We start from the raw sequence: 26,508 nt of genomic DNA on the forward strand, positions 1-26,508 counted from the left end.
CATAGGCTTTTTTTGTTTGACAGCTAAATTGTTTTTTCGTAAATTAACCTCCCCGACTTTTTCCCTAATTTTCAAATTTTTTAAAATTAGTTATTGATAAGCGCTTTCATACCAATTATAATATAACTAAACCGGTTTACTAAATCGTTTTATGAGAGGTGAAATGGAAATGTCAGAAATATATATTCCTCTAAATTCTTTATTTGCTGAAAAAATAACAATGAAAGACTTACTTCAAGCCATTTCTATTGTTGGAAAATCAAAAGCATCCGGAATAGAAATTAGAAGAGAATTATTAAAGGAAAAGGATTTACTATCTGTCTTACAAAATATACAACCTATTCTTCACAAAACTAACTTAACTACCGTTTATTCCGCACCTATTCCCGTTTGGAATAGCAATGGCTTCGTAAACGAACAGGCACTTCAAACTATCTTTGAAGAAAGTTACTGCATCTCGGCAAAATGGATAAAGCTTCCTTTGGGTCATTATATGGAAGAGCAATCAGATCTCCAATCATTAGGGAAGATTTTGAAGAAGCATCCAAATGTCTCTTTATTAGTAGAAAATGACCAGACGTTAGAAGGCGGAAAAATACAGCCACTAGCGGCCTTTTTTGAAAACGCTTCTAAATTAGAATTGCCTGTGAAAATGACATTTGATATTGGTAATTGGACTTTTCAAAACGAAGACGCTTATGAAGCTTTTCAAATTTTCCAACCTTATATTTTCTATCTTCATTTGAAGCATGTATGTAAAGAGGATAATCATTTTTTTACCGTGTCTTTACCACTTGAACAAAACGCTTATTGGCGACAGCTAGATCAATGGATTCCAGCCTCCATTCCGAGAGCATTGGAGTTTTCCTTGGAGAGCTCATTAGAGGAAATAAACAAGTATATAGATATTGTCGAAGCAAATCAGGGGAGGGAAAATTCACATGCATTCCATTGATGTTATTACATTTGGTGAGGCAATGGCTATGTTCATTGCGGATTCTTGTGGTCCATTACAAGAGATAAATCATTTTACAATGGAGCTTGCGGGTGCGGAAACAAATGTAGCAATCGGCTTAGCCAAATTAGGATACAATGCAAGCTTTGTAAGTAAAGTAGGTGCAGATGCCTTTGGAAAATTTATTATGGAGAAATTACAGAAGCATCAAGTTCAAGTAGATCAAATCATAACAGATACTCAGTTTCCAACAGGATTTCAATTAAAATCACGTGTAACAGAAGGAGATCCAGAAGTTCAATACTTTCGAAAAGGCTCCGCTGCGAGCCATTTAGCTATCTCAGATTTTAGTGAGCACTATTTCCAAAAGGCAAAACACTTGCATATGACAGGTATCCCATTAGCGCTTTCTTCTGATACTAGAAATTTTGCCCAGCATGCGTTAAGCTTTTTTAAAAACAAAGCTAAAAAGATTTCTTTTGATCCAAATCTAAGACCAAGGCTCTGGAATTCCGAAAAGGAGATGGTTGATACTATTAACTTCTTTGCTAAACAAGCCAACTATGTATTACCTGGATTAGAAGAAGGCTGCAAACTAACCGGCTTTAAAACCCCTAGTGATATTGCCTCCTACTACTTGGATGCTGGAGTGGAATTAGTCATTATAAAGCTAGGGGAACAGGGTGCCTACTTTAAATCATCGAAACAAGAAGGCATAATAAATGGCTATCCGGTAGAAAAAGTAATCGATACCGTCGGTGCAGGTGACGGTTTTGCTGTTGGTGTAATAAGCGGTTTATTAGAAGGTCTTCCTGTAGAAGAGTCTGTTCAACGAGGGAATGCAATCGGCGCATTAGCTGTTCAATCTCTTGGTGACAATACTGGATATCCAGATATGCAAGAACTTATGCATTTTATAAACAATCAATCTCAAAGGAGTGTAAGAATATGAATACCCTTTCTAAAAAAAGATGGATTCGCCTTATCCCGATTGTTTTTATTACCTATAGCCTAGCTTATTTAGACAGAGCGAATTATAGCTTTGGAGCTGCCGGTGGCTTAGCGGAGGATCTAAATATTACTGCAGCTACCTCTTCCCTGCTTGGTGCATTATTCTTTTTAGGCTACTTCTTCTTCCAAATACCAGGAGCTCATTACGCGGAGAATAAGAGTGCAAAAAAGCTAATATTTTGGTCACTAATTCTGTGGGGCTTCTTAGCAACTGCAACTGGCCTTATTTCAAATGTAAAAATATTATTCGTTATCCGTTTTAGCTTAGGGGTAGTGGAAAGTGCCGTTATGCCTGCTATGTTAGTATTTTTAAGTCATTGGTTTACAAAAGCAGAACGTTCTCGAGCAAATACCTTTTTAATTCTAGGAAATCCTGCTACTGTTTTATGGATGAGTATTGTATCTGGCTATATTCTTGAATCCCTTGGCTGGAGATGGATGTTTATTTTAGAAGGATTACCTGCAGTTATATGGGCATTTTTATGGTGGAAGCTAGTTAATGATCATCCAAAAGATGCAAAATGGCTGGACAATGAGGAAAAAGCAGCCATTAACAAAGCATTATTAGAAGAACAAAAAGAGTTAAAACCTGTAAAGGATTATAAAGAAGCCTTTAAATCGAAGACTGTTATTCTTCTTAGTCTTCAATATGCACTTTGGAGTATTGGTGTATATGGTTTTGTTATGTGGCTTCCTACTATTATCAATTCCGCTCCAAATGCTAGTATTGTTACAACTGGTTGGCTGGCGTCCATTCCTTATGTATTAGCATGTGTTCTTATGTTAGCGGTTTCCTACTTCTCTGATAAATACCAAAATCGTAAGCTATTTGTTTATCCGTTTCTTTTAATAGGTGCCATCTGCTTCTATGGATCCTATTTAATTGGCACAAGCAATTTCTGGTTATCCTTTATTCTCCTTTCTATTGCTGGAGGAGCAATGTATGCCCCTTATGGTCCGTTCTTTGCCATTATTCCAGAAATACTTCCTAGAAATGTCTCTGGTGGTGCGATGGCTTTGATCAACAGTATGGGTGCACTAGGTTCTTTTGCTGGAGCCTATATCGTTGGCTATTTAAATGATGTAACAGGCGGCTTTGGAGCTTCCTATAATTTCATGGCCATTGCCTTATTATTGTCGGCTATCTTAACAATCATTGCGACAAAAAAAGAAAAAAATGTATTGGAAAAGAAAACAAAATTAACACAACGACCATTACACGACTAATTTTTAAGCGTTTTCCTCTTTCCCTTTCCATGTACGAATAGATTGTTTTATACTAGAACAAGAATCTATTAATGTAGTGAGAGAGGAAAACAAATGGCGAAAGTAACCATGGCAGATGTAGCAAAATATGCGGGAGTTTCCAAGAGCACCGTTTCCCAATATATCAATAAGCGTTATGAATATATGGGAGAAGACACAAGAGAAAAAATTAAGTGTGCTATTGAAGAACTAGGTTATCATCCCAATTATATTGCTCGGAGCCTTAAACAAAAGAAGACTTCTATGATTGGAATTATTGTAGCTGATATTGTGCATCGTTTTTCGACCGAAATCTGCCGTTCCATTGAAGATTATTGCTTTGAGCATGACTATCAGGCGATTATATGTAATGCTGACAATAATCCTACGAAGGAAAGAACGTATATAGAAACATTGCGTGCGAAACAGGTGGATGGTCTTATTATTTTTCCAACAGGGCAAAATACGGCTATTTATGCAAAAATGATAGAAGAAGGCTACCCAGTTGTATTTATGGATAGAGATTTACCAGAAATAGAAGCTCCCTTTATCCTTTCCACAAACGTGGAATCGAGCTTTCAAGCTACCCAGTTATTCTTAGAAAATGGACATACGAATATTGCCATTTTGACGCAGCCATTAACTATTTCTACAAGAAAGGAAAGAATTGAGGGGTATAAAAAGGCTTTGCAAGCATACTCGATAGACATTCATGAAGAATATATTATTAGTTCCGAAATAGCAAATGTGAAAACAGCATTGTCTCAGCTTTTTCAGAAGGAAAAGCAACCGACTGCTATCTTAGCTGGAAATGATTTAGTGTTCTTAGAGACTTTAGCTTTTTTACAGGAAAATCAACTTCGCGTTCCTGAAGATGTCTCCCTTATAGTATTCGATAATTTCCCTTTTGCCCATCTTTCCAATCCACCAGTAACAATGATTGCACAGCCAGCTTTTGAAATGGGAAGAAAAGCTACCGAGGTACTTCTAAGAGAAATCAATAAGGAACCCTATCAAAAGGAAAAAATTATATATCCATGTGAACTGATTGTGAGACAATCATCAATCAAAAAAATCCAATAATGTTAGGGATGGATGAAGCGTTCTTCAAGTTCTAAAGGTTTTTAGCGCCAAAAGAGTAGAATAACGCTTCTCCCAACAATAAAAATTTTTATCCATTTAATAAACCGGTTTAGTAATAATAGAAAGGACTGTTCGTACAGATGAAAATTCAATTAGCTTTAGATCGATTAACGATTCCTGAAGCAATACGATTAACCCGTTTAGTAGAATCTGATATTGATTGGATTGAAGTCGGAACCTCACTAATCAAAGAGTTTGGTATGGAAAGTGTTCGAGAAATCAAAAAAGCATTTCCTCATAAAACGATTCTTGCTGATACAAAAACAATGGATAATGCAAAATATGAAGGGGAGATTAGCTTCACTGCTGGTGCTGATATTATCACCGTTATGGGAAATGCCCCAAAAGTAACCATTGAAACCTGTCTAGAAATGGCTAGAATCCATCAAAAAAGAGTGATGATTGATTTATTAAATACATCCAGTGAACAGCTGAAGTCTCTTCTCACGATGAAGGATGCTATTTTCTGCTTACATATCAGTAAGGATGAACAAGAATTAAGTGGTAAAAACGAATGGAAAAATAATGAAATTTCAGCGGCAGATCCAGCTCCTATGCACACAATTGCAGCGGCAGGAGGAATAACCATCGATTCCTTACCAAAGCTTCTTGCAGGTGGAATCGATATAGCCATTATTGGCTCTGCTATTACGAAGGCCGCCAACCCATCAGAGGCGGCAAAACAATTTAAACAATTAGCAAAAGGTGGCGTTATTATCAATGAGTAAGCTTACTGCTATTCAAAAAGAAATTCAAGTCGTTTTGTCACAGGTCAATGAAAACTTATTAATCGATGCAGCCTCTTTGATCAGAGGAAAAAAGAGAATTTTTGTTGTCGGAGAAGGAAGATCTGGCTTAATGGCCAAATCCTTTGCAATGAGATTAATGCATTTAGGCGCAACCGTATATGTAGTGGGAGAAACCATTACCCCTTCTATTTCCAACGAAGACATTTTAATCGCTATCTCTGGTTCTGGTAAAACAAAATCTGTCATATGGACGGCTGAAACAGCCAACAAACTAGGTTGCAGTGTTTTAGTCTTAACTACTGATCCCAGCTCTCCGCTTGTGGAAGAAGCAACTGATACAATCTGTATTCCAGCAAGCACAAAATATCGGAAGGCAACAGAAACGAAATCCATACAGCCCTTAGGCTCTTTATTTGATCAATGTGCCCATATTGTCTTTGATACCATTTGTCTAAACTTTGCTGAACTGAATGAGATTGGATTTGAGGAAGCTTTTAAGCGTCATAGTAATATGGAATAGAATATTAAAAAAATATATTCCCCCCGTAAGATAAACTCGTTGGAGCGAGCACACATTACTTTTTGAGTATGTGTGCTCCTTTTGCGTTTTTTTAATTTGTTGATAATGAAACTTCTGTGATTCCTTTTCGTATACACATTCAGTATGTTTTTTCCACCAAATTTCAAAGACTAGGGAGGATTAACAATGAAGCTAAAAAAATACATAACAATAACCTTTTTGTTTTCCTATTTTTCATGGGGGATAGTTATTATATATACTCAAATACTCAATACTTCCTTTAATACCTCTATCCTTCCAATTATATTTTATATCTTAGGGGTCATAAGTCCGGCCATTTCTGCTGTTATCATTAATAAAAACTTAGACTCCAAAGAAGAATTTAAATTCTTTATTAAAAATAGTAGCACTCCTCCAAAGAAAATCAGTGAGTATTTTTTCATTTTTGTTGTTACAGTATTGTTCCAGCTAATCCCTTTTTATCTAATCGGTGGTGAACAGACGGGAACATTGCTACTTTTATTATTACAATTTCCAATCTATATTGTAATTGGTGGACTAGAAGAAATAGGCTGGCGCGGCCTTATGCTACCTGAATTAGAAAAAAGATTATCCCTTTTTATCAGCACATTAGTAATCGGAGTAGTCTGGAGTCTTTGGCACTTACCCTTGTTTTTCATCATGGGAACGTATCAATATGAGTTTTTAAACTTTTTTACATTTACCTTAAACACTATTTCTTTTTCCTTTGTATTATCGGTCATCTTCTATAAAACAAAAAGTATCTTCCTATGTATCATTACACATGCACTTTTGAATAGCTTATCTGCCGTGTTTATCATAAAAGAATCATTAGCTGCTGAGCTAATAATCCTTTTGTTGTCACTACTATTATTTGTCCTTATCACTTCACCATATAGAAAATCACAATAATTTAAAGTTGTTCTTCCATCTACAGACTAAAGCCTCTACTCTTCAAGAACAGTCGATCCTCGAACAATAAGCTTCGGTTCAAAAATATGTTTCCCTTGATTTTTATTTCGTTCATTTATTTTCTTTAGAAGCATACGGGCACAAGCTTCGCCCATTTCCATTAACGGCTGTTTGATTGTTGTGATTGTAGGAGAAGAAATTCTATCTAAAAATACACCGTCAAATCCGGTTACAACATAATCTTCTGGCACACTTTTTCCAGTCTTCTGTATTGCACGAATCACACCTGTAGCAATACGATCAGAAGCGCAAACAAATCCAACTTGCCCCTTTTTCTTCGTTAAGAAATCGGATACTTTTGCCTCTGCCTCTCTTGAGCTGTTTTTCACTCTTAAAATTACCCCTTCTGCATGTATTTCGGCGAGTGCTTCCATAAATCCGGCCTCACGAAGCTGTTCAAAGGGCTCTTCCTCGTCAATTCCAATAAAAACAAGCTGTTCATATCCTAATTCTAAAATATGTTTTGTCGTAACATAGGTACCTTTTTTATTATCCACATCAACAAAGTCGTATCCATGCAAATTCTCGCCAAATAAGACGACTGGAATTGCTAATTTTCCGATAAAAGGATAATCGGGCTCCCTCATCCCTGTAACAATAATACCATCACATTTTCCTATATTAAGTGACGTCCTTGTTACAAGCTGCAAGGAATAATGATTCTTATCCAGTTCTCGGCTCATACCTGTTAATAAATTCATATAATAAGGTTCAACCGTGTCCATTTCCTCTAAAATTAATAATTTTATCACTTGTGTTCGATTATTAACCAAAGCCCTTGCTGCATAATTAGGGACATAATTTAACTCCTGCATTGCTTGATATACTAGCTGCTTTAATTCATCTGTCACTTGCTCTGGATGGTTTAATACTCTTGATACAGTCATTTTCGAGACATTTGCTTTCTTTGCCACATCTGAAAGTGTTGCCAAAGGAACTCCCCCAGTATTTATATAATTTATTCTCACACAAATTGTAAGCGGTTAATCACTCTACCTATTATCATAATTATTCTATAACAAAAATTCTACCCATAAAGTAATACTTCCATCAGTATCTCGTTCTTCCATCCCTACAGAAATTCGTTCAACCATTCGAACACTTTACGGACAGTCATCATCTATCCTCTACGAAATTTTCAAAGCTTGCACTTAACTTTGAGTGAGGAGAAATAACGATTGGGTAAATATCTAAACTTTTCTACAAATATGCTTGATAAAAACAGCGATTGGGTTGATAATAGAGGAGTGCAAACGTTTTCCTTTTATCTATTTATATTATAATTGTTTTTTGCTCGATACTCAACTTCAAAATATGCAAACGCTTGCGTAGAAAGGGAGATTCTATGTTAAAAGAAGCTATTTATCATCGACCAGGCAATAATTTTTCTTATATTTATAAAGACGACACCGTACACATCCGCTTGCAAACAAAAAAAGCGGATATAGATTCTGTTCAGCTCATTTTTGGAGACCCTTACATTTTTGTTAATCAAGCATGGCAATATGAAAAGGCAGCAATGAAAAAAAGCGGAAGCACGGAGCTTTATGATTATTGGTTTATTGAAATAAAACCTGAATACCGACGCTTACGTTACGGATTTGAACTTTTATCTAATGGGGAAACACTGATTTATACCGAAAAGGGATTTTATGAAGAAGTTCCAACGGACGATACTGCCTATTATTTTTGTATTCCTTTTGTGCATAAAGAAGATTCCTTTAACGCTCCAGACTGGGTAAAAGATACAGTTTGGTATCAAATTTTTCCAGAACGCTTTGCTAACGGCGACCCGGCTCTTAATCCCGCCGATACGTTAGAGTGGGGAAGCACAGAACCAACGCCAACTAATTTCTTTGGTGGTGACTTCCAAGGTGTTATTGATCATGTAGATTATCTTGTTGATTTAGGAGTTAACGGGGTTTATTTTACACCAATCTTTAAGGCATATTCCAATCACAAATATGATACGATCGACTATATGGAAATCGACCCACAATTTGGAGATAAACAAACGTTTCAAAAGATGGTAGATGTTCTCCATGAAAATGGCATTCGGATTATGTTAGATGCTGTCTTTAATCATAGTGGCTATTTCTTCCCTCAGTGGCAAGATGTCATGGAAAAAGCAGAAGAGTCTGCTTATAAGGATTGGTTCCATATTCGTGAATTCCCAATTCAAACTGCGCCAATTCCAAACTATGATACTTTTGCTTTTACCCCATTTATGCCAAAGCTAAACACAAGCCATCCAGAAGTAAAGGAATATTTACTAGAGGTTGGCCGTTATTGGGTAAGCGAATTCGGCATCGATGGTTGGAGGCTCGATGTAGCAAATGAGGTTGACCACCAATTCTGGAGAGAGTTCCGTACAGAAGTAAAAGCATTGAATCCAGATGCTTATATACTGGGAGAAATATGGCATGACTCCATGCCCTGGCTACAAGGAGACCAGTTTGATGCCGTAATGAATTATCCCTTTACAACAGGTGCTGTAAATTTCTTTGCGAAGGATGCGATTACGTCTGCAGCGTTTAAACATACAATTACCAATGTGCTTCATATGTATCCAAACAGCGTAAATGAAGTATCCTTTAATCTATTAGACAGTCATGATACGCCACGCATCTTGACGCTTGCCAATAATCGAAAGGATAGAGTAAAGCTACTTTATTTATTCCTTTTATCTTTCACAGGAACACCTTGTATCTACTATGGGGATGAAATAGGGATGGATGGCACACAGGATCCAGGATGCAGAAAATGTATGGCGTGGGAAAAAGAGAAGCAGGATCTTGATATGTTTGCCCATATACAAAAATTAATTAGCCTTCGTAAAAATCATCCTGCATTCGGTAACAAAGGGTCATTTGTCTTTTTGGAATCAACTAATAATAATATTGTGATGTACCAAAAAACATATAATGAAGAGCATATTATTTTCTCTATTAATAATACAGATCAAGAGCAAACTTTTACGATTCCTGTACAAGATATCGATAATAAAAATGTTCACGATCTTTATCTCGATAAAGAAATTATCTGGAGCTTAGAAAAGGAACTAACACTTTCTCCAGGTGCATTTTCGATTTTGCAGTTTAAGACTTCTAATTAATATACAAGCAAGCAGTTTTCGGAAGGCGAGACTTTGGAGCAAGATTGGAAGTCTCGCCTTTTTGTTTTTTGGCTTTTGTTTCTCCTATGAACACCACTTTTTTCGCTTCCCCCACTACTTTTGGTTTTCATCCCCTTTATGAACGCCACTTTTCCTCCTTCTCCCACTACATTCAAAAAACAAAAAAGAACAGAGCGTACCATACGCTCCATTCCTCTATAACCCTATTTATTCTCCTAACTTTTCCCTTAATCGTGCTAGCGTAATTTCCGCTGTATTGCCTACTTGCCAATCTGCTAATTTCATTCGTTCAGGTGTGCCAACACCAACCGCAAACATATTAGCTCCTTTTATTGACTGAACGCCTGCTTCTGCGTCTTCTACACCAATACATTCATTCACTTGAAGCTGCAATTGCTCTGCTGCTTTTACAAAGATTTCAGGATCTGGTTTCCCTTTTTTTAATTTACCAGGATCCACAATGGTATCAAAGAAGGATGTTACTTCTAATCTATCTAAGATTACCGGTCCATTTTTGCTTGCCGATGCAAGACCAATTTTCAAACCCGCTTCCTTACATTCTTCCAAAAACGCTTTTATCCCTGGCAACAGATCCTTAGGAGTAATTTCTTTGATTAGTTCTTGATAAAAAGTATTTTTATCATGTGCCAACTCTTCCACTTGCTCTTCTGAAAATTGATCACGAATTCCGCCATGATCCAATATTTTATATAAAGAGTCCATTCGACTAACACCTTTTAATTCTTCGTTAAATTCGCGATCAAAAGGAACACCTATTGCCTCAGCTGTTTTCTTCCATGCTAAATAGTGGTATTCTGCTGTATCTGTAATAACCCCGTCTAAATCAAAAATAATCCCTTTTAACATAAATGTATCCCTCCCTATTTAAAAAGGAGCCCTGCCTCATTATGAACTAACGCCTATCTTAAAATAGCATTAGACTAATAATTTATCAGTGCCCCTTTCTACTAACTATTTATTTCTTACCTACATACTCTTTTTCTAACAAAACATCGTTTCCATATAATTGAAGTTCGATTGCATTCCCGGATAGAAGCTCTAATTTCACATCCTCAGAAGTGGTAGTTACTTTAATTAATCGATTACGATAATTAATCGTAAAGGAGTAACTATTCCAGCCCTTTGGAACAAATGGTGCAAAGGAAAGTGTTCCTGTTGCTGTACGCATGCCAGCAAATCCATGTACGATTGCTAGCCAGCTTCCAGACATGCTTGTAATATGGAGCCCATCTTCTGTATCATTATTATAATTATCTAGGTCCAATCTAGCCGTTCTTTGATACATTTCATAAGCCTTTTCCTCTAAGCCAATTTCCGCTGCTAAAATAGAATGTACACAAGGTGAAAGACTTGATTCGTGAACGGTCATCGGTTCATAAAAATCAAAATTACGCTTTTTCTCTTCCAAGCTAAATTCATGATTTAAGAAGTACATCCCTTGTAAAACATCTGCTTGTTTAATGAAACAAGTGCGCAAGATTTTATCCCAAGACCAATGCTGGTTAAGTGGTCTTTCTTCTTTTAACAAGGTATCTACGGAACGAAGATCTTTGTCTAGGAATGTATCATGCTGAACGAAGATTCCTAAATCTTCATCCTCTGGGAAATACATCTTGTCGATAATTTCCTGCCATTTAGCCATTTCACTTTTTCCAATGCTTAAATCCGTCTTTCTTTGCGGAGCTACTTTTTCAAGTAATTCTAATGTATATCTTAATGTCCAACTAGCTATCTTATTGGTATACCAATTGTTATTCACATTATTCTCATATTCATTTGGTCCCGTTACACCATGCATCATGTATTGATCGTTCTTTTTCGAATAATGCACGCGGTCTGCCCAAAAACGGCTGATTCCTACTAACACATCAAGACCTTCATTTAACGCATAGGTTTCATCGCCTGTATATGTTGAATAATTGAAGATTGCATGTGCAATAGCACCATTTCGGTGAATTTCTTCAAAGGTGATTTCCCATTCATTATGGCACTCTACCCCTGTAAAAGTAACCATTGGATATAACGCGCCTTTTAGTCCCTGTTGCTTTGCATTATGTTCAGCACCAGAAAGCTGTTGACGGCGATAACGAAGAAGCTGTTCTGTTACTTTAGGCTCTGCCACAGCTAAATACATCGGTACAATATATGCTTCTGTATCCCAATAGGTGGCTCCACCATATTTTTCCCCTGTAAAGCCTTTTGGTCCTACATTTAGACGGGCATCTTCACCATAATAGGTTGAGAATAACTGAAAAATATTAAAACGAATTCCTTGTTGCGCTTCTTCGTCTCCCTCAATTTGCACATCTGCCTTTTCCCAGCGTGCTGCCCATGCTGCAATATGCTCTTCCTTTAAAGCGGCATATCCTTTTTCTTTTGCTTTTCTTGCTAACATATCAGAAACGGTAGCTAGCTTTTCTTCTTCCCAATCACGAGAAGTTGAAATTGCCACATACTTTTGAAGGTGGATGGACTCCCCTTGATTAATCTTATTGTTATATGCATTAGCAACATACATTGGTTTTTCATTATATGAGGTCACTTCTAAGTTACTAATCGTATTAACCATCGAAGCAGAGACCGTGAACCTTGGCGTTCCAAAAGGATTATCAACCGTTTTCATCATTAGGTTTCCTGAATTGGCTTCAACCTTTCTTCCGATTTCTCCCCAAAACTTCTCATCATAGTTGGAATCTTCATTTGTTACATCTCCATCTAGATATGGGACCAATTCAATCTTGTGTGCCCCTTTTAGTGCCGTTACCTTTATATCTATTGCGCAAACCTCTTTTGCAACGATGCTTAAAAAACGCTCAAACTCAAATTGGATTTGATTATCTCCTTTTTGAAGGATAAAGCTTCGTTTTAAGATCCCTTCCTTCATATCCAGCTCAAGGTGGAAATCAGAAATGTTTTCCTTATACAAATCTACTTTGCTACCATCTACATAAATATCTACACCAATGAAATTTAGCGCATTAATCACTTTACCAAAATATTGAGGATAGCCATTTTTCCACCAGCCAACTCTAGTTTTATCAGGGAACCATACACCTGCAATGTATGTACCTTGATGGAAATCTCCTGAATAGCCTTCTTCAAAGTTTCCGCGCATCCCCATATATCCGTTTCCAATGGAGGTTAGACTTTCCTGCAATCGCTTTTCTTTTTTTTCCAACTTATTTGATATTAGCTTCCAGCTGTTTATTTCGAAAAGACGCTTATTCGACATAATCTTCTCTCCCTATGCTTTATCTGAATCTACCTTTAATCCTTTTTCTTTAAAGCCTGTTCTAAAAAATGCAAATGCAATCATTAATACCGTTCCAAGTCCTTGAATCATGATTAATGTCGCAACATCAAATTGAATAAACCCATAAATTACTGCTAAAATGGTTGGTAAACCTGCTGCATTAAGGACAATGTTCGCTGCCTCTTTAAAGGTTCTTATATCCGTAATATTTGATTTCTTTGTTAGCCATAATACAAGTGACATAAATAGAAATTGCAGCACATTCATCGCTATATATAAACCAGCTAGTAATAGTAACAGGATCGGCAGAAGAAAGGCTTTGTTCTGCACATACCATAAAGTTCCGATATATTGGAGAACATCTTCCTTGCTTTCTATTTTAAAAGGATATTTCTCCTCATTTGTCGGATAATACAATTGAAATCCGAATCCATTATCTTCTGCAATCACTGCATAGTCTTCTTTAAAAACAACGGCATTGGCATATCCTTTTATACCAAATGTCTGATCTTCCCCTGTCATCTCATATTTATTGTCTTTGTCAATTGCAATAACATTTCCATCTGCCTCTTCTACATATTGATTATCTATTCCCATTAATTTCCCGTCTTTCACTTGCTTAGAGGACAACGCTTCTACAAAATCGTCTGTGATTAGTTCAGCTGTCCGAGGAAATAAAAACTCAAATGGGAAGGTAGTTAATTTAGCCATTTGAATAGAGGTTGGCATCATCATGCATGCAATTAAGAAAATAAAAAGGAAGATCATTTTTGGCCATGTTAATAGATTCTTACCCTTAAATACATTTGTCGGTGTCATAATAGACTTAAAATATTGCATCAAAAATGGTTCCGATTTCTTCATTGTACTCCCACTCTCTTACTTTAAAATTCGCGATGTTTCTTATTTTCCGAGGCGTCCGCACCACTAACTACGGTTTGGCGGACACCTCTCTAAACTAATATTTTCTTATTTTTATCCTTTTGAACCACCGCTAGTTAAACCAGATACGAAGTTCTTTTGCAGGAAGAAGAACAAGACAACGATTGGTAATGCTGCTAGTACTGCCCCCGCTGCGAATAATGCTACCTTTTGTTCACGTGGGTTAGAGATTAATGTTTGTAGCCCAACTGCTAATGTTAATAATTCGTTTGAGCGTAATAAGAACTTAGATAATAAGAAATCATTAAATGGTGTCATAAATGCCCATAAAGCTTGAACTGCAAGCATTGGTCGTACTAATGGTAAATTAATTTGTACAAAGATTCTTAAATGACCTGCTCCATCAATACGTGCACTTTCATCAAATTCACGCGGAATTGTATCAAAGTAACCTTTCATTAGCCATACATTCATCGGTATTCCACCGCCGATATAGATTAATGATAGTAGCCAATAGGAATCGATTGCTCCAAGTACTGTTGCTAGTACGTAATAAGCAGTTAATGCTGCCATTGTTGGAACCATTTGAATAACTAGGAAGAAAATCAAGCTATATTTTCTTCCGACAAAGCGATAACGACTGAATACATATCCAGAAAGAGTTACCAATGTTACTTGCACAATCATTACTGCGATAGCGATAATAATTGTATTTTTATACCAGCTTAAATAGTTTGTTTCACTGAAAAGTCTTTGGAAATTATCTAGTCCCCAGTTTGCGTCCAATTTCAACGTAAACGCCGCCATATTGGTTGCTTGAAATGCACTTGATGCTGTTACCAATAATGGGTAAATGATTACTATTGATAGGATTCCGAGAAAACCATACGTCAATATTCTGTTTACTAGTCGCGATGCTCTCATGCTCATCCTACATCATCTCCTCATTGCCAAAAGCATTTGTTTTCTTAAACGTTATGAGTGATACCGCAATTACGATTGCAGAAATGATCAGTGTTACCGCTGCTGCAACTGCATATTGTGGTGCTTGACCTGTTGTTAATTTATAAATCCATGAAATGAGAATATCTGTCGATCCTGCATTCCAGCCGATGCTTCCCGGTCCACCTTCATTGAATAAATAGATGATAGAGAAGTTGTTAAAGTTAAATGTATATTGCGTAATCATAACTGGCGCTGTAGCGAATAAAATCATCGGTAATGTAATGTTGCGGAATTGCTGCAAAGCAGTTGCACCGTCAAGGTTTGCCGCTTCATATAGATCATCTGAGATAGATTGCAGTACTCCAGTTACCATGACAAAAATATACGGGAAGCCAAGCCATCCTTGAATCATAATTAGCGCGGTTTTTGTCCAAGTCGCATCTGTCTTCCAAGAGATTGCCGGTATATCAATGAGCGGAAGATGATTAATCAACGGAATTACTTGGGCGTTGATGGCACCAATACTGTCATTGAACATATTAGAGAATCCCATGATAGAAATAAATGCTGGTACTGCCCATGGTAATAAGAATAGAATTCGGAAAAATGATTTTCCTTTTACATGCTTCTGATGTAATACAACCGCTGCAACGACTCCAAGAACAATTTGTAAAGTAGTTGCTCCAAAAGTCCAAATCAATGTCCATACAAGGATTTTCATAAATGTCGCACGATAAGAACTTAAGAAGAAAATATTTGTAAAGTTCTCAAATCCAATCCAATCAATTAACTTAAATGGTGGTATATGCTGAAAATCGTAGTTTGTAAAGGCAATAAATAATGTTACTAATACCGGAAAAATAATGATAAAAGCCATTAATATATAAGACGGGAATGTAAAGATATAAGGGAATCCTTGTTCCCAAAGATTTTTCAAAATATCCAGTGTTTTTGTATTAATTTTTTCTCCTCTATCTCTTAAAGCTCCAATTTTGCGAGCATCAATGATATTCAAGATATAGAAGAATAAAAAGATAACAGATAAGATTAATTGCAGTGTTCCTTTAATCATTAGGAATAACGAGTGATCATCACGAGGTACACTTCCTAATGTTATTAAACCCTCTAAAGCCTGAAATCCAGTAAGTGCCATCTCTATTACGAAAACTAAAAAGAGAGCAAAGAAGATTATTCCTTTAAATGCTTGTTTATTATAAAACTGTCCTAATCCAGGAATAATGGATAACAGGGATGCTTTCTGTTTATGGTTTGTTTCATTTTGGCTCATTATGGGCTATCCCCTTTCTATAAATTGCATATTGTTGCATAAATGGTAATTTATTGATTTACCAAAAGAAATCATCACTCAACCAACTTTTTTTGATAAACCAATTCGTTTTGAAAGCATTTTCAATGCAAACGATTGCGTTAAGGAAAGAAGAAATTTCTAATTATCTGCTGTGATAATTAGAAATTTCAACTGAAGGGAGTTAAATACCTCCCTTCTTTTTTCATTGATTATTTATATTTTTGTTCAATAGATTCTTTAATATTCTTTACTGTATCTTCTGCAGATTGTTCAGGTGTTTTTGCACCAGAAACTGCATCAAACATTAGATATTGTCCGCCATCCCATACTTCAGCCATTTGTTGAATATTAGGCATTGGAGAAGCGTTTTCAAAGTTTGCAATAACAGCTTGTGCTAATTCATTATCCGCAGGAACTGCTTCACGTGCGATAGTGTTTGCAGGAATTTCATTTGTAGCTTCAAAGAATTTTGTTGAGTTATCAGCGTTACCAACATACTCTAACCATTTAGCAGCTAATTCTGGATTTTGAGCATAAGAAGAAGCTACCCAGGCTTTTCCTCCACCAAATGCAGCGAATTTTTCACCGTTTGGTAATGTAGGAATTGCACCAACACCATAGTTAACGCCTGCATCTTTATAAGTAGATGCCATCCAAGGACCATCAATAATGACAGCTGTTTTACCAGTAGTAAACATTTCCGTAATGAAGTCACCAGAACCAGTTACGTCTTGCATACCTTTTGGCCATTGATCATACCAAGTTTTTGCATATTTAATTGCATCAATTGTACCTTCATTATTTAAACCGATATCAGTTGGATCTGTACCTTCGCTTCCGAATGCATATCCACCATATCCTGCAACTAATCCATAGCTAAAATAGAAGTCTGTCCATTTTGCTAAGAATGCAGTGTTCTTGCCTGACTCAGATGTGAATGCATATTTGCTATCTTTTGTTAATGCTTCTACCTCTGAGAAATCTTTTGGCATTTCGCTAATTAAATCTTTGTTATAAAAACCTACTAAAGTTTCGATAACAAATGGTGTACCATATTGTTTTCCTTCAAACGTTACTAGCTTTGATTCTGTATCTGTAATTCCTTCTGGCTGTGTTGTAACTTCCGCTAAATGACCTTGGCTACCCATTGAACCAACGCGGTCATAAGGAGCGATAAATACATCTGGACCAGTTCCAGCAGGACCATCTAATGCTAAAGCATCCGCTTGGTCTGTCATTGCCATAACTACTACTTTTACTTCTGCATTATTTTCAGATTCGAAATCTCCTTTAATGCTTTCAATATATTTTTTATACCCATCGCCATCAACTGACACGGTTAATGTTTGTTTCCCGTCAGTAGATCCGCCCTTTGAACTTTCTTTCGTATCATTGCCGCCGCAAGCGGTTAAAGAGAATGCAGTAAGTAATGCTACTCCTGACATTAATAGTTTTTTATAGCTTTTCATGAAATTTTCCCTCCTTGTTTATCTCACATTCTCATTGTAAATTTGAAAACGTTTTAATGCAATCGCTTTCTCTGTGTTACCGATAACAGAATGTAACATCTAAACACATCAATGCATAGATTTCTCTAATGTTGGGTAATTATACGTAAAAATGCGTATTTTCTATGGTTAAACCGTAATTTGGGATTAGTGGTGAATGGATGGGGTTCCTTCCTCTGTTACTTCTTTGACTTTGTTTTTTTGCTTTCGGGCTTAGAGGGGGGATCTCTGTTACCTTTTCGCCTTTCTTTTCCTGTTTTCGGGCTCAGAGACGCGTTCTCTGTTTCCTTTTCGTCTTTCTTTTCCTGCTTCCGGGCTCAGAGATACTCCCTCTATTACCTTTCCATCTTTCTTTTCCTACTAACAGGCGCAGAGAGCATCCACTTTCACTTGAAAAACAAAAAAAGCCAAAACTATTCCTCTTTAAGCGAATAATTTTGGCTCTTATTAACAAAGATTTATCCTTTTACTCTTTTTAACGAAACTTTCCCCATATTAAGTTTAGAGAAAATCATTGTTAGAATAATTGGTATTACAATTGCAACAACCATCGCGATTGCGAAGGTAACCATATATTTTGGTTGAATGGATAGAATTCCAGGGATTCCACCTACACCTATTGAGTTTGCCATTACTCCTGATCCAACAGAAATAATTGCTGCAAATAGGGAACCGATCATAGCGGCAAGGAATGGGAATCCATATTTTAAATTAATACCAAACATGGCGGGCTCTGTTACTCCTAAGTAACAAGAGATGGCTGCTGGAATCGATACTTGTTTTTCTTGTTCGTCTTTACGATTTAAATAGATCATTGCAAGTACTGCTGATCCTTGTGCAATGTTGGATAACGCGATCATTGGCCATAAATTTGTTCCACCAAATTCACTCATTAATTGTAAATCAATAGCATTTGTCATATGATGCAATCCAGTAATAACGAGTGGTGCATAAGCAAAACCAAATACTGCTGCAAATAACCAGCCTAACGTAGATGTTAATCCAGAGTACACAACATCTGAAATCACGGAACCTATCTGCCAACCGATTGGACCTAAAACGGTATGAGCAATTAATACAGTTGGTACTAATGCAAAAAATGGCACAACAATCATCGAAATAGCATTAGGAACGATTTTACGCAAACGCAACTCTAGGAATGAAAGTAATAATCCTGCTAAAATGGCGGGAATCACTTGCGCTTGATAACCAATCATTTCTACTTGAGCAAAACCAAAATCCCAAAATGGCACTTCCTGTGTTCCTGCTACTGCATATGCATTTAATAATTGTGGAGAAACTAAGGTAATCCCTAATACAATACCAAGAATTTGAGTAGCTCCCATTTTTCTTGCTACTGCCCACGTAATTCCTACAGGGAGAAAGTGAAATATCGCTTCACCAATTAACCATAAAAAACTATTTGCTCCAGCCCAAAATTGAGAAACTTCTACTAATGCTTTTGTTCCACCCTCGACTAATTTAATTTCACCAATGACATTTCGGAATCCAAGAATTAATCCCCCAACTACAATCGCTGGAATTAACGGTGTAAAAATATCCGCTAAATGGGCAATCATTCTTTGCAAGAAGTTCATATTTTGTTTTGCCGCTTGTTTCGCCTCATCCTTAGAAGTATCACTCACTCCGGCAATTTCAATAAATTCATTGTAAAATGAGGAAACCTCATTTCCGATAATAACCTGGAACTGTCCCGCTTGCGTAAACGTACCCTTTACAAGCTTTATTTTTTCAATGCTGTCTATATCCGCCTTAGATGAATCATTTAAAACAAAGCGCATTCTAGTTGCACAATGCGTTACAACAGAAATGTTATCGCTTCCACCAATATGTTCAAGAAGCTCTTTTGCCTGTTCTGTGTATTTTCTCATCATTCTTGCCCCCTTTTACCTATTACTCTCATTTATTTATCAATCGATTATCATCTTAATGCATATCCAAAACCTGTATATACAAGTATTGGTTACGTTTTCATTATAGTTGTATATACAGGTAGTGTCAATATAATTAAAAAATAATTTTTTTGGTATTAAAAGGGTTTTTTAGGAACTAAATCGCAATAGAGAAAAATTAAAAAACAGACCCCTACAATCTATTCATGACAAGGAGATAAAATGCTCTGAAATGAATGATTGTATGAATCTGTTTATTTTGTAGTTATGTTTAATGCTTACAATAATAGCGCGATACTAATCGCAATAATCATCACCATGCTAAAATATAAATAATCATATGAAGTAATAATCGTCTTTTGATAGTATGTTCTATCCCTTTCCCCTGTAAAACCTCTTACTTCCATGGCTATTGCCATTTGCTCAGAACGACGGATTGCTTGTGTGATCAAAGGCACAGCATATCGGAAGAAGGCTTTCCAAGTTCCGCTATGCTTATACCCTCTAATCCGATGTGCTTCCTTCAATTGTGCCAAATCAGATTGGAACATTGGAATACAGCGAAAGCCAGCCAACATTCCATATGCCCATTTCGGGGATAATTTCCATTGGTGAATAAGACTCATCATTAATACGTATAAGTTAGTCGTAGTGGTAAAAAGTAAACCAATTGTAACAAAGGCAATCATCCGCAATGCAATAAGCAAACCATTTCCGATACTTTCTTCTGTTACTGTAAACCAAGCCCACTTCCAAACCACTGTTTCGCCTTTCCCAAATGCCGCTAGCATCCAAAAGGTAAGCACAAAGAAGATGGAATAAGGAAGAAGTACTTTTACTAGAAATTTCCCCTTCCATCCTCCAAGGGTCAAACCGAGTACGAAAACACAAACCCAGATAGCTAACGTAGAAATTGCACTATGAACGGTCATTAAGATGACCATTAGCAAAATATGGGTCATTAGTTTCAGCGCTGGATTAAGATGTGATAGATAAGACTCGTTGCTTTTGATTTTCTTCAACCTCCTTTAGATCAGCGAATAATTGATAATGAATAGGAGGCACAATAGCTAGCTTCTTACAAAGCTCTTGATTGGAAAAAAGAAGATATGGATGATCAGCAAAGGCTAGTTTTTTTTGATGTAGGACAACGACTTGGTCTGCATATTGATCGACAATATCCATATCATGTGTAACCATAATAATAGAAGTTCCTTCCTTCTTTCTTTTTTCAAGAACCTGTAATAAATCATGAGAAGATTTCGCATCTTGCCCAAAGGTAGGTTCATCTAACAGAAGAATATCTTGATCTAATAACAGCATGGTCGCCACACTCAATCTTCTTTTCTGTCCAAAGCTAAGGGTAAAAGGATGTTGATCTTGATAAGGCTCTAAACCAAATTCCTTCAAAAGCTCTGTCGTTCGTTTCTTAATATCCCCTTCCTTCCATTGATACTGAATACCAGAAAAGGCAATTTCATCAAATACAGTTTGATTGATAAATTGGAACTCAGGATTTTGGAATACGAAGCCTAAGTGCTGATATAAGTCTCTGTCTCGCCATTTTTTTAGTTCCTTCCCCTGAAAACGGATTTCTCCCTTTTTGCTCTTTTTTAGATGTGCAAGTATCTTTAGGAAAGTACTTTTTCCCGCACCATTATTACCAATAACAGCAATCCATTCTCCCTTATTCACCGTAAAATCTATATTTTCTAAAATAGTTTCTTTCAAGTAAGCTGCTTCTAAATGATTCGTTTCAAGAACTGGATTGTATATATTCTCAGACTCGAGCCTTGCTTTTTTACTTTCATATTTATGGATAAGGTCTACTCTTCTTGGATGACTCTCCTCTTGAATTAACTCCTCCCACTTATATGGGAACACTTTGGGAAACCATATACCAGCTTCTTGCATCTCCGCTTTATACTGGTTTAGGACCATTTCTGGTTTGCCTTCAGCAATTATTTTGCCATTTTTACTTAAAAGAATGACACGATCCATCCATTCTATACAGCCATCTAGTACATGCTCTACCATAACCATTGTTTGACCAGCTCTAGCTGCGGTACCTTTAATCACCTCAAAAACTTCTTTTCTACCAGAGGGATCCAGTTGAGCTGTTGGTTCATCCAAAAAGAGTACTTCTGGTTCTAATGCTAATAGACTGGCTAATGCTAGTCGTTGCTTCATTCCTCCTGAAAGATTAGCAATAGGAGTGTGGGGATTTATTGCTAATCCTACTTTTTCAAGCAGCTCATGAATTATTGCGTCCATTTCTTCCCTTGGAACTTTACGATTCTCTAGGCTAAAGGCAATTTCCTCATCCACATGCTCCATGCAAAATTGTGTGTCAGGATTTTGAAAAAGGACACCAGCTCTTTTTTTCCTAGTTACTTCTCCAGAAACACTAGCTTCTATATGTTCTGGAATAATTCCAGCTAAAACAGATATAATAGTAGATTTCCCACTGCCACTAGGACCTAATATTAATACTTTCTCGCCTTGATTGATATGCAGGGAAACTTCTTTGAGGACAGGTTCCTTATCCTCAAAGAAGCGCACAGTTAGATGGTTACATCCTAACAATGAACTCATCATTATTCTCCTTCTTCCGATTCGATCTATTGATAGCATATCCATTTAGGACACCTGTTTTACCAAGCCCATCAACAATTGCTTTTGCTAATAATCCCCCTAAAACAAGCCCACTAATTACTTGAATAATAAAGGTTAGAACAAGCGTTGTCGTTGTATAATACGAAAACCCCTCTGCAATTATGCTATATAGCATGCTTCCACAAGCAGCTAATGCCCCTGATAACATTAAGACAGAAACATGGTATTTTTTATAGCGGAAGATCGCAAAAGCTATTTCAGCTCCGATTCCTTGAAAGACTCCTATTAAAAGTGCTTGTAATCCAAAATGACTGCCAATCAAAAGCTCAACAGAAGCTGCAACCACTTCTGCAATTAAAGCTGCTCCCGGCTTTTGCAAAATATAAGCAACAATTGGACTCGCAATAACCCATATTCCAAACATAAAGTTAGCACCAACTGGACCAACGATTGCTGAAATCGGAAGCCATAAAGTGGACCATCCCATATAAAGGACGCCACATGCTACAGCGATAACTACTAATAAGACTACCTCTTTGATTTTCCAGTTCATACAGTCACCTCAATGGTTTTTACTGGCCAATCCTCCAGCTTATATGCCATATCCCAAAACTTATATTCTAGTTGGCAGCTTAATAGAAAATACTCCATTAGCTTTTCCTTCTGTTCTTCATTAAGCGTTTCAGCAAGATCATCTAATCGCTGACAAAGGGGCGTAGTAACTGTCATAGGACCATCCCCGTAGAAATGAATCCAGTCATAAAAAGGATGGGTACTATCTGGGTTTACCTCTTCTAAAAGTTTTTTCCCGATTTCAACATACGTCCATGGACAAGGCAAAAGCGCCGCTATAATATCAGCAATTCCACCTTGATGAGCAACCGTTAGCATATGACGGATATAATGGTGAGCAGAAGGAGCTACTGGAAACCCTTGTAGATCTTCATATTTAACGCCTGCTACTTCACAAAAATTATTATGAGGATGCGTTTCACTATGTAGCACAAAGGAAATTTGGTTATTGAATAGCTCCATATCCTTTCTATCCGCACTTTTGGAAATAGCTAATCCGTAAATTTTCATAAAAGCATTTAAATATTCAAAGTCTTGTTTCACGTAATGAATAAGCTGTTCTTTCTTTAAATCCCCTTTTCCAATCCCTTGAACAAATGGATGTTCAAAAATTGCCTGAAAGATTGGGTCAGCCTGTGTGCGTAATGCTTGTGAAAAACTCATTTGATTTCCTCCTTCTTTGGTCCTCTAAGACCAACCATTAAGATTTTTGATGAAAAGGAAAACATGGAGCAACTTTGCTATACAAAAAAGCCACTCCAAAAAATGGAGTGGCTTTATCATGAATAAAATAACAGTATTATTCTAGGCCTACTCCACTTTCCTACGCTAGTATGAACTAGATCAGGTTCAAAGGGTCCAAGTAATCTTGTCTCAGCCAGAAAGGCTCCCCCAGTGGATTTTCCTATTCAATTACTTATTACATTACCGAATATCTATAATTATTGTCAATCATTTTCCCCTCATTCTTTTTTTATTATTCTGATTATCCCTTTGTTAAAAGGGTAAAGCTATAAGTGAAATTTTAATAATACCGTTGATGTTTCCTTTACTTAAGGTTGTTATCCAAAAGAAACTTTCACAAAATCGACATATTTATGTGATGTTTTTCACATAGTTTAAGTATATAATCACTATATAAACAGTAATAACATTTTACAAAAGAAAGAATTTTACGATACTATGGAGAAAAGTAACAGCAAAGTAAATAATTAACGATTCTTGTTCTCCATTTAATAATGAAATAGCTTTAAATACTATTAATCTATTAAATTCAAAAAAGGGAGTTGCAAAAGGATGAAACAACAAAATATAAATCGCGTCGTTTTAATTGGTACAGGTGCTGTAGGATGTAGCTATGCTTATTCATTAATTAACCAAGGTGTTACAGAAGAACTTGTTTTAATTGATGTAAACAAAAAAAGAGCAGAAGGGGAGGCAATGGATTTAAATCACGGCAGCCCATTTGCTCCAGCTCCAACAAAAGTATGGGCTGGCGATTACTCTGACTGTGGAGATGCAGACTTAATTGTCATCACTGCAGGTTTACCACAAAAACCAGGGGAGACTCGTTTAGATTTAGTTGCGAAAAACACAGCAATCTTTAAAAGCATTGTGAAAGAAATTACTGCTAGTGGATTTGATGGCATTTATTTAATTGCAACAAACCCAGTTGATATTCTTACTTATGTTGTTTGGAAAGAGTCTGGTTTACCAAAAGAGCGTGTAATCGGTTCTGGGACTACATTAGATTCTGCCCGTTTCCGCTATATGCTAGGTGAGTATTTTGATGTAGATACACGCAACATACATGCTGCCATTATCGGTGAGCACGGAGATACGGAGTTGCCAGTATGGAGCAGTACAACTATTGGATTAGAAAGCATTGAAACAAAACTAGCTAAAAATGATAAATACTCTCAAAAAGATCTAGATGAACTTTTCATAAATGTTCGAGATGCCGCTTACCATATTATTGAGCGCAAAGGTGCTACTTATTATGGAATCGGAATGTCTCTCGTACGTATCACAAAAGCTATTCTCGGAAATGAAAATTCTATATTGCCAGTGTCTGCTTACTTAGACGGTGAATACGGTCATGAAGACATCTATATTGGTGTTCCCGCCATTATTAATCGTCAAGGAATTCGTGAGGTAGTAGAGTTGAAACTAGACGAAAAAGAAACAGAACAATTTAACCACTCTGTGGAAGTTCTTAGACAAACTATGAACTCTGCCTTAAACTAATATGATAAAAGCCTATTGCTGTTTATATGCAATAGGCTTTTATTCATTTTCACCCATTAAATGAAGGGGCTCATACCCACATTCTATTAAAGGAACCGATCCATTTTGCTGAAATAAAACTCCTTCTTCTTCTAGCATCCTTCTTTGAAGCTGCCCATGTTCACCTGTTAATCCAATACAGCCTTTACTATTAAGCACTCTATGCCATGGGAGCTGATACTTTTCAGATAAGGAATGAAGGACCCTAACAACTTGTCTTGCTGCTCTAGGACTGCCCGCAATCTTCGCAATTTGCCCATATGTCATTACTTTTCCCATAGGAATATCTGCAATAATTTCTACTACCTTTTTCGTAAAAGGCTTCATTCTATTGCCTCCATTCTAATTTGCTTTCTCTTAAACATCCTCTTATTTTAGCAGAATTTCGATCTATTTTTAATCTACTTCATCCTGCTATTGGATGTTATCTTTGGACTTCTTGTATTACTTACTTGCAAGTTCTCCCTCAACCAAAGGTTCTAGGAAATTTTTCATATTTTCGTTCAATTTTTTATAAAAACTCATTTTTTTCTCCTAATAGGGAATAAACGTACTAATAAGACAAGGAAGGGAGTACTACGAATGAAAAAAACTCTATTCTTTTTACTCTTCACTTTTTCTCTAATCGCAAGTAGCTGTTCCAATGGTTCAACAGGCAGTCAAACAAATTCACCGACAAAGGAAGCAAATGCTGCTGAACAAGCTAATACAGAAGCTGATCAAACTAATGAGGAGATTCCCTCAACCAATGAACAAATAAAAGAAATTCGTTCTATGCTTAAAATGAAAGATTCTAAATTACCGACAAAATTCCCTATAACAGATACTGAATATGTAGGAGCCAAAATGAATAAAAATGAATCAGATGAATATTCTATTTCATTTTATCAAACACAAGAACCTGTACCAATTAACGACGAGTCTTTAGCTACAAACGATAACCGGATTGCGACTTTTAAAGCAGAAACTTTCGATGACCCAGCTAAACAAAAGGAGCTATTCCCCGAGGTTTCATTGGACTCTATACCAGATGATATGAAGGTAGAATTAGGACATCAAATTATCGGAATGAAAGAAGGCGCAGCAGGGAGTTCTTATTTACTTTGGAAAGAAGGTCGTTGGGTATTACAAATTAAATCGATTTCCGCTGATGAATTAGACACTATTAATATTGCTAGAAAGATGGTTGATTATCTGGAAGAGAATGCGCTCCCTGTTCCGAAGGATAATGGACGGATTGAGGTTAGCTATCCGCAAAACGCAGAAGAAGTTGAGGTAACGGCAAGATGGGAAGAAGAAAATATTGTTTATACTTTAGAAACTGAGGAAGTACCGATAAATGCTTTAATGATGACTGTCTCAACAGAATGATTTGTAACCAGGGCTAGCGCAAACTTGAATAATCCGACTATAACTAACTTGATTTCAGCAGGATTTTCGGTTTATCGGA

General features: G+C 36.6%; 23 protein-coding genes and 1 riboswitch. Of the genes, 10 read left to right on the forward strand and 13 right to left on the reverse strand.

Annotation, left to right across the window (positions count from 1 at the left end; all coding sequences use genetic code 11):
- Positions 1–169 precede the first annotated feature (169 nt).
- From NYE52_RS21265 to NYE52_RS21295, 7 genes are all read left to right on the forward strand, one after another.
- Positions 170–955, forward strand: coding sequence for a sugar phosphate isomerase/epimerase family protein (locus NYE52_RS21265; protein WP_341194905.1), 786 nt, complete (start codon positions 170–172; stop codon positions 953–955).
- Positions 942–1,907 carry a sugar kinase gene (locus NYE52_RS21270; RefSeq protein ID WP_341194906.1) on the forward strand — a complete coding sequence of 322 codons (966 nt, stop codon included), beginning with the start codon at positions 942–944 and terminating at the stop codon, positions 1,905–1,907. The genes NYE52_RS21265 and NYE52_RS21270 overlap by 14 nt, the downstream gene beginning before the upstream one ends.
- Positions 1,904–3,193, forward strand: a complete 1,290-nt coding sequence (locus tag NYE52_RS21275; RefSeq protein ID WP_341194907.1) for an MFS transporter — start codon at positions 1,904–1,906, stop codon at positions 3,191–3,193. The genes NYE52_RS21270 and NYE52_RS21275 overlap by 4 nt, the downstream gene beginning before the upstream one ends.
- A gap of 93 nt (positions 3,194–3,286) precedes the next feature.
- Positions 3,287–4,294, forward strand: coding sequence for a LacI family DNA-binding transcriptional regulator (locus tag NYE52_RS21280; protein ID WP_341194908.1), 1,008 nt, complete (start codon positions 3,287–3,289; stop codon positions 4,292–4,294).
- A gap of 140 nt (positions 4,295–4,434) precedes the next feature.
- Positions 4,435–5,082 (forward strand): 3-hexulose-6-phosphate synthase, encoded by a 648-nt coding sequence (gene hxlA, locus NYE52_RS21285; protein ID WP_341194909.1) that lies wholly within the window; start codon positions 4,435–4,437, stop codon positions 5,080–5,082.
- Positions 5,075–5,623 (forward strand): 6-phospho-3-hexuloisomerase, encoded by a 549-nt coding sequence (gene hxlB / locus NYE52_RS21290; RefSeq protein ID WP_341194910.1) that lies wholly within the window; start codon positions 5,075–5,077, stop codon positions 5,621–5,623. Before hxlA ends, hxlB begins: the two co-directional genes overlap by 8 nt.
- Before the next feature lie 186 nt (positions 5,624–5,809).
- On the forward strand, positions 5,810–6,556 hold the full coding sequence (locus tag NYE52_RS21295; RefSeq protein WP_341194911.1) for a CPBP family intramembrane glutamic endopeptidase: 747 nt from the start codon (positions 5,810–5,812) through the stop codon (positions 6,554–6,556).
- Between the two features lie 35 nt (positions 6,557–6,591).
- On the opposite strand, the gene NYE52_RS21300 is transcribed toward NYE52_RS21295, so the two are convergent.
- Complete coding sequence (locus tag NYE52_RS21300) at positions 6,592–7,548, reverse strand: LacI family DNA-binding transcriptional regulator (RefSeq protein WP_341194912.1); 957 nt, start codon at positions 7,546–7,548, stop codon at positions 6,592–6,594.
- A 413-nt stretch (positions 7,549–7,961) separates the two neighbouring features.
- On the opposite strand from NYE52_RS21300, the gene NYE52_RS21305 reads away from it, so the two are divergent.
- Entirely contained in the window at positions 7,962–9,731 is a 1,770-nt protein-coding gene (locus NYE52_RS21305) for a glycoside hydrolase family 13 protein (RefSeq protein WP_341194913.1), read from the forward strand.
- A 228-nt stretch (positions 9,732–9,959) separates the two neighbouring features.
- On the opposite strand, the gene pgmB is transcribed toward NYE52_RS21305, so the two are convergent.
- The 11 genes from pgmB to tenA all read right to left on the reverse strand — a co-directional run bounded on the left by pgmB (position 9,960) and on the right by tenA (position 23,435).
- Complete coding sequence (gene pgmB / locus NYE52_RS21310; protein WP_341194914.1) at positions 9,960–10,619, reverse strand: beta-phosphoglucomutase; 660 nt, start codon at positions 10,617–10,619, stop codon at positions 9,960–9,962.
- A 109-nt stretch (positions 10,620–10,728) separates the two neighbouring features.
- Entirely contained in the window at positions 10,729–13,005 is a 2,277-nt protein-coding gene (locus NYE52_RS21315; RefSeq protein WP_341194915.1) for a glycoside hydrolase family 65 protein, read from the reverse strand.
- 12 nt (positions 13,006–13,017) lie between these two features.
- Positions 13,018–13,890, reverse strand: a complete 873-nt coding sequence (locus tag NYE52_RS21320) for a DUF1189 family protein (protein ID WP_341194916.1) — start codon at positions 13,888–13,890, stop codon at positions 13,018–13,020.
- 111 nt (positions 13,891–14,001) lie between these two features.
- Positions 14,002–14,838, reverse strand: coding sequence for a sugar ABC transporter permease (locus tag NYE52_RS21325; RefSeq protein WP_341194917.1), 837 nt, complete (start codon positions 14,836–14,838; stop codon positions 14,002–14,004).
- Position 14,839: 1 nt separating this feature from the next.
- Positions 14,840–16,141: a sugar ABC transporter permease gene (locus tag NYE52_RS21330; protein WP_341194918.1), complete on the reverse strand. Its 1,302-nt coding sequence runs from the start codon at positions 16,139–16,141 to the stop codon at positions 14,840–14,842.
- Between the two features lie 230 nt (positions 16,142–16,371).
- The gene (locus NYE52_RS21335; RefSeq protein WP_341194919.1) at positions 16,372–17,631 is read right to left on the reverse strand and encodes an extracellular solute-binding protein; all 1,260 of its coding nucleotides are present in this window, start codon (positions 17,629–17,631) and stop codon (positions 16,372–16,374) included.
- 497 nt (positions 17,632–18,128) lie between these two features.
- The gene (treP, locus tag NYE52_RS21340; RefSeq protein WP_341195264.1) at positions 18,129–19,562 is read right to left on the reverse strand and encodes a PTS system trehalose-specific EIIBC component; all 1,434 of its coding nucleotides are present in this window, start codon (positions 19,560–19,562) and stop codon (positions 18,129–18,131) included.
- A 299-nt stretch (positions 19,563–19,861) separates the two neighbouring features.
- Positions 19,862–20,596: an energy-coupling factor transporter transmembrane component T family protein gene (locus NYE52_RS21345; protein WP_341195265.1), complete on the reverse strand. Its 735-nt coding sequence runs from the start codon at positions 20,594–20,596 to the stop codon at positions 19,862–19,864.
- The gene (locus tag NYE52_RS21350; RefSeq protein ID WP_341194920.1) at positions 20,562–22,178 is read right to left on the reverse strand and encodes an ABC transporter ATP-binding protein; all 1,617 of its coding nucleotides are present in this window, start codon (positions 22,176–22,178) and stop codon (positions 20,562–20,564) included. Before NYE52_RS21350 ends, NYE52_RS21345 begins: the two co-directional genes overlap by 35 nt.
- Positions 22,156–22,752, reverse strand: coding sequence for an ECF transporter S component (locus NYE52_RS21355; RefSeq protein WP_341194921.1), 597 nt, complete (start codon positions 22,750–22,752; stop codon positions 22,156–22,158). The genes NYE52_RS21350 and NYE52_RS21355 overlap by 23 nt, the downstream gene beginning before the upstream one ends.
- Complete coding sequence (gene tenA, locus NYE52_RS21360; protein ID WP_341194922.1) at positions 22,749–23,435, reverse strand: thiaminase II; 687 nt, start codon at positions 23,433–23,435, stop codon at positions 22,749–22,751. The genes NYE52_RS21355 and tenA overlap by 4 nt, the downstream gene beginning before the upstream one ends.
- Before the next feature lie 140 nt (positions 23,436–23,575).
- A riboswitch (TPP riboswitch) is annotated at positions 23,576–23,675 on the reverse strand.
- A gap of 393 nt (positions 23,676–24,068) precedes the next feature.
- Between tenA and NYE52_RS21365 the strand changes: the two genes are divergently transcribed.
- Entirely contained in the window at positions 24,069–25,019 is a 951-nt protein-coding gene (locus NYE52_RS21365) for an L-lactate dehydrogenase (protein WP_341194923.1), read from the forward strand.
- Positions 25,020–25,058: 39 nt separating this feature from the next.
- On the opposite strand, the gene NYE52_RS21370 is transcribed toward NYE52_RS21365, so the two are convergent.
- Positions 25,059–25,385, reverse strand: coding sequence for an MGMT family protein (locus NYE52_RS21370; RefSeq protein WP_341194924.1), 327 nt, complete (start codon positions 25,383–25,385; stop codon positions 25,059–25,061).
- Between the two features lie 255 nt (positions 25,386–25,640).
- Between NYE52_RS21370 and NYE52_RS21375 the strand changes: the two genes are divergently transcribed.
- Positions 25,641–26,429, forward strand: a complete 789-nt coding sequence (locus NYE52_RS21375; protein WP_341194925.1) for a hypothetical protein — start codon at positions 25,641–25,643, stop codon at positions 26,427–26,429.
- Positions 26,430–26,508: the final 79 nt, after the last annotated feature.

It is taken from the genome of Niallia sp. FSL W8-0635 (genome assembly GCF_038007965.1).
Taxonomy (GTDB): Bacteria; Bacillota; Bacilli; order Bacillales; family Cytobacillaceae; genus Niallia.

Excerpts from the sequence above, each read along its gene's own strand:
- hxlA (WP_341194909.1), top strand. The coding sequence starts at position 4,435 with ATGAAAATTCAATTAGCTTTAGATCGATTAACGATTCCTGAAGCAATA.
- hxlB (WP_341194910.1), top strand. The coding sequence starts at position 5,075 with ATGAGTAAGCTTACTGCTATTCAAAAAGAAATTCAAGTCGTTTTGTCA.
- NYE52_RS21375 (WP_341194925.1), top strand. The coding sequence starts at position 25,641 with ATGAAAAAAACTCTATTCTTTTTACTCTTCACTTTTTCTCTAATCGCA.
- NYE52_RS21305 (WP_341194913.1), top strand. The coding sequence starts at position 7,962 with ATGTTAAAAGAAGCTATTTATCATCGACCAGGCAATAATTTTTCTTAT.
- NYE52_RS21280 (WP_341194908.1), top strand. The coding sequence starts at position 3,287 with ATGGCGAAAGTAACCATGGCAGATGTAGCAAAATATGCGGGAGTTTCC.
- NYE52_RS21320 (WP_341194916.1), bottom strand. The coding sequence starts at position 13,890 with ATGAAGAAATCGGAACCATTTTTGATGCAATATTTTAAGTCTATTATG.
- NYE52_RS21355 (WP_341194921.1), bottom strand. The coding sequence starts at position 22,752 with ATGAACTGGAAAATCAAAGAGGTAGTCTTATTAGTAGTTATCGCTGTA.
- pgmB (WP_341194914.1), bottom strand. The coding sequence starts at position 10,619 with ATGTTAAAAGGGATTATTTTTGATTTAGACGGGGTTATTACAGATACA.
- NYE52_RS21270 (WP_341194906.1), top strand. The coding sequence starts at position 942 with ATGCATTCCATTGATGTTATTACATTTGGTGAGGCAATGGCTATGTTC.
- NYE52_RS21265 (WP_341194905.1), top strand. The coding sequence starts at position 170 with ATGTCAGAAATATATATTCCTCTAAATTCTTTATTTGCTGAAAAAATA.
- NYE52_RS21275 (WP_341194907.1), top strand. The coding sequence starts at position 1,904 with ATGAATACCCTTTCTAAAAAAAGATGGATTCGCCTTATCCCGATTGTT.
- NYE52_RS21295 (WP_341194911.1), top strand. The coding sequence starts at position 5,810 with ATGAAGCTAAAAAAATACATAACAATAACCTTTTTGTTTTCCTATTTT.
- tenA (WP_341194922.1), bottom strand. The coding sequence starts at position 23,435 with ATGAGTTTTTCACAAGCATTACGCACACAGGCTGACCCAATCTTTCAG.
- treP (WP_341195264.1), bottom strand. The coding sequence starts at position 19,562 with ATGAGAAAATACACAGAACAGGCAAAAGAGCTTCTTGAACATATTGGT.
- NYE52_RS21335 (WP_341194919.1), bottom strand. The coding sequence starts at position 17,631 with ATGAAAAGCTATAAAAAACTATTAATGTCAGGAGTAGCATTACTTACT.
- NYE52_RS21330 (WP_341194918.1), bottom strand. The coding sequence starts at position 16,141 with ATGAGCCAAAATGAAACAAACCATAAACAGAAAGCATCCCTGTTATCC.
- NYE52_RS21315 (WP_341194915.1), bottom strand. The coding sequence starts at position 13,005 with ATGTCGAATAAGCGTCTTTTCGAAATAAACAGCTGGAAGCTAATATCA.
- NYE52_RS21370 (WP_341194924.1), bottom strand. The coding sequence starts at position 25,385 with ATGAAGCCTTTTACGAAAAAGGTAGTAGAAATTATTGCAGATATTCCT.
- NYE52_RS21365 (WP_341194923.1), top strand. The coding sequence starts at position 24,069 with ATGAAACAACAAAATATAAATCGCGTCGTTTTAATTGGTACAGGTGCT.
- NYE52_RS21350 (WP_341194920.1), bottom strand. The coding sequence starts at position 22,178 with ATGAGTTCATTGTTAGGATGTAACCATCTAACTGTGCGCTTCTTTGAG.
- NYE52_RS21325 (WP_341194917.1), bottom strand. The coding sequence starts at position 14,838 with ATGAGCATGAGAGCATCGCGACTAGTAAACAGAATATTGACGTATGGT.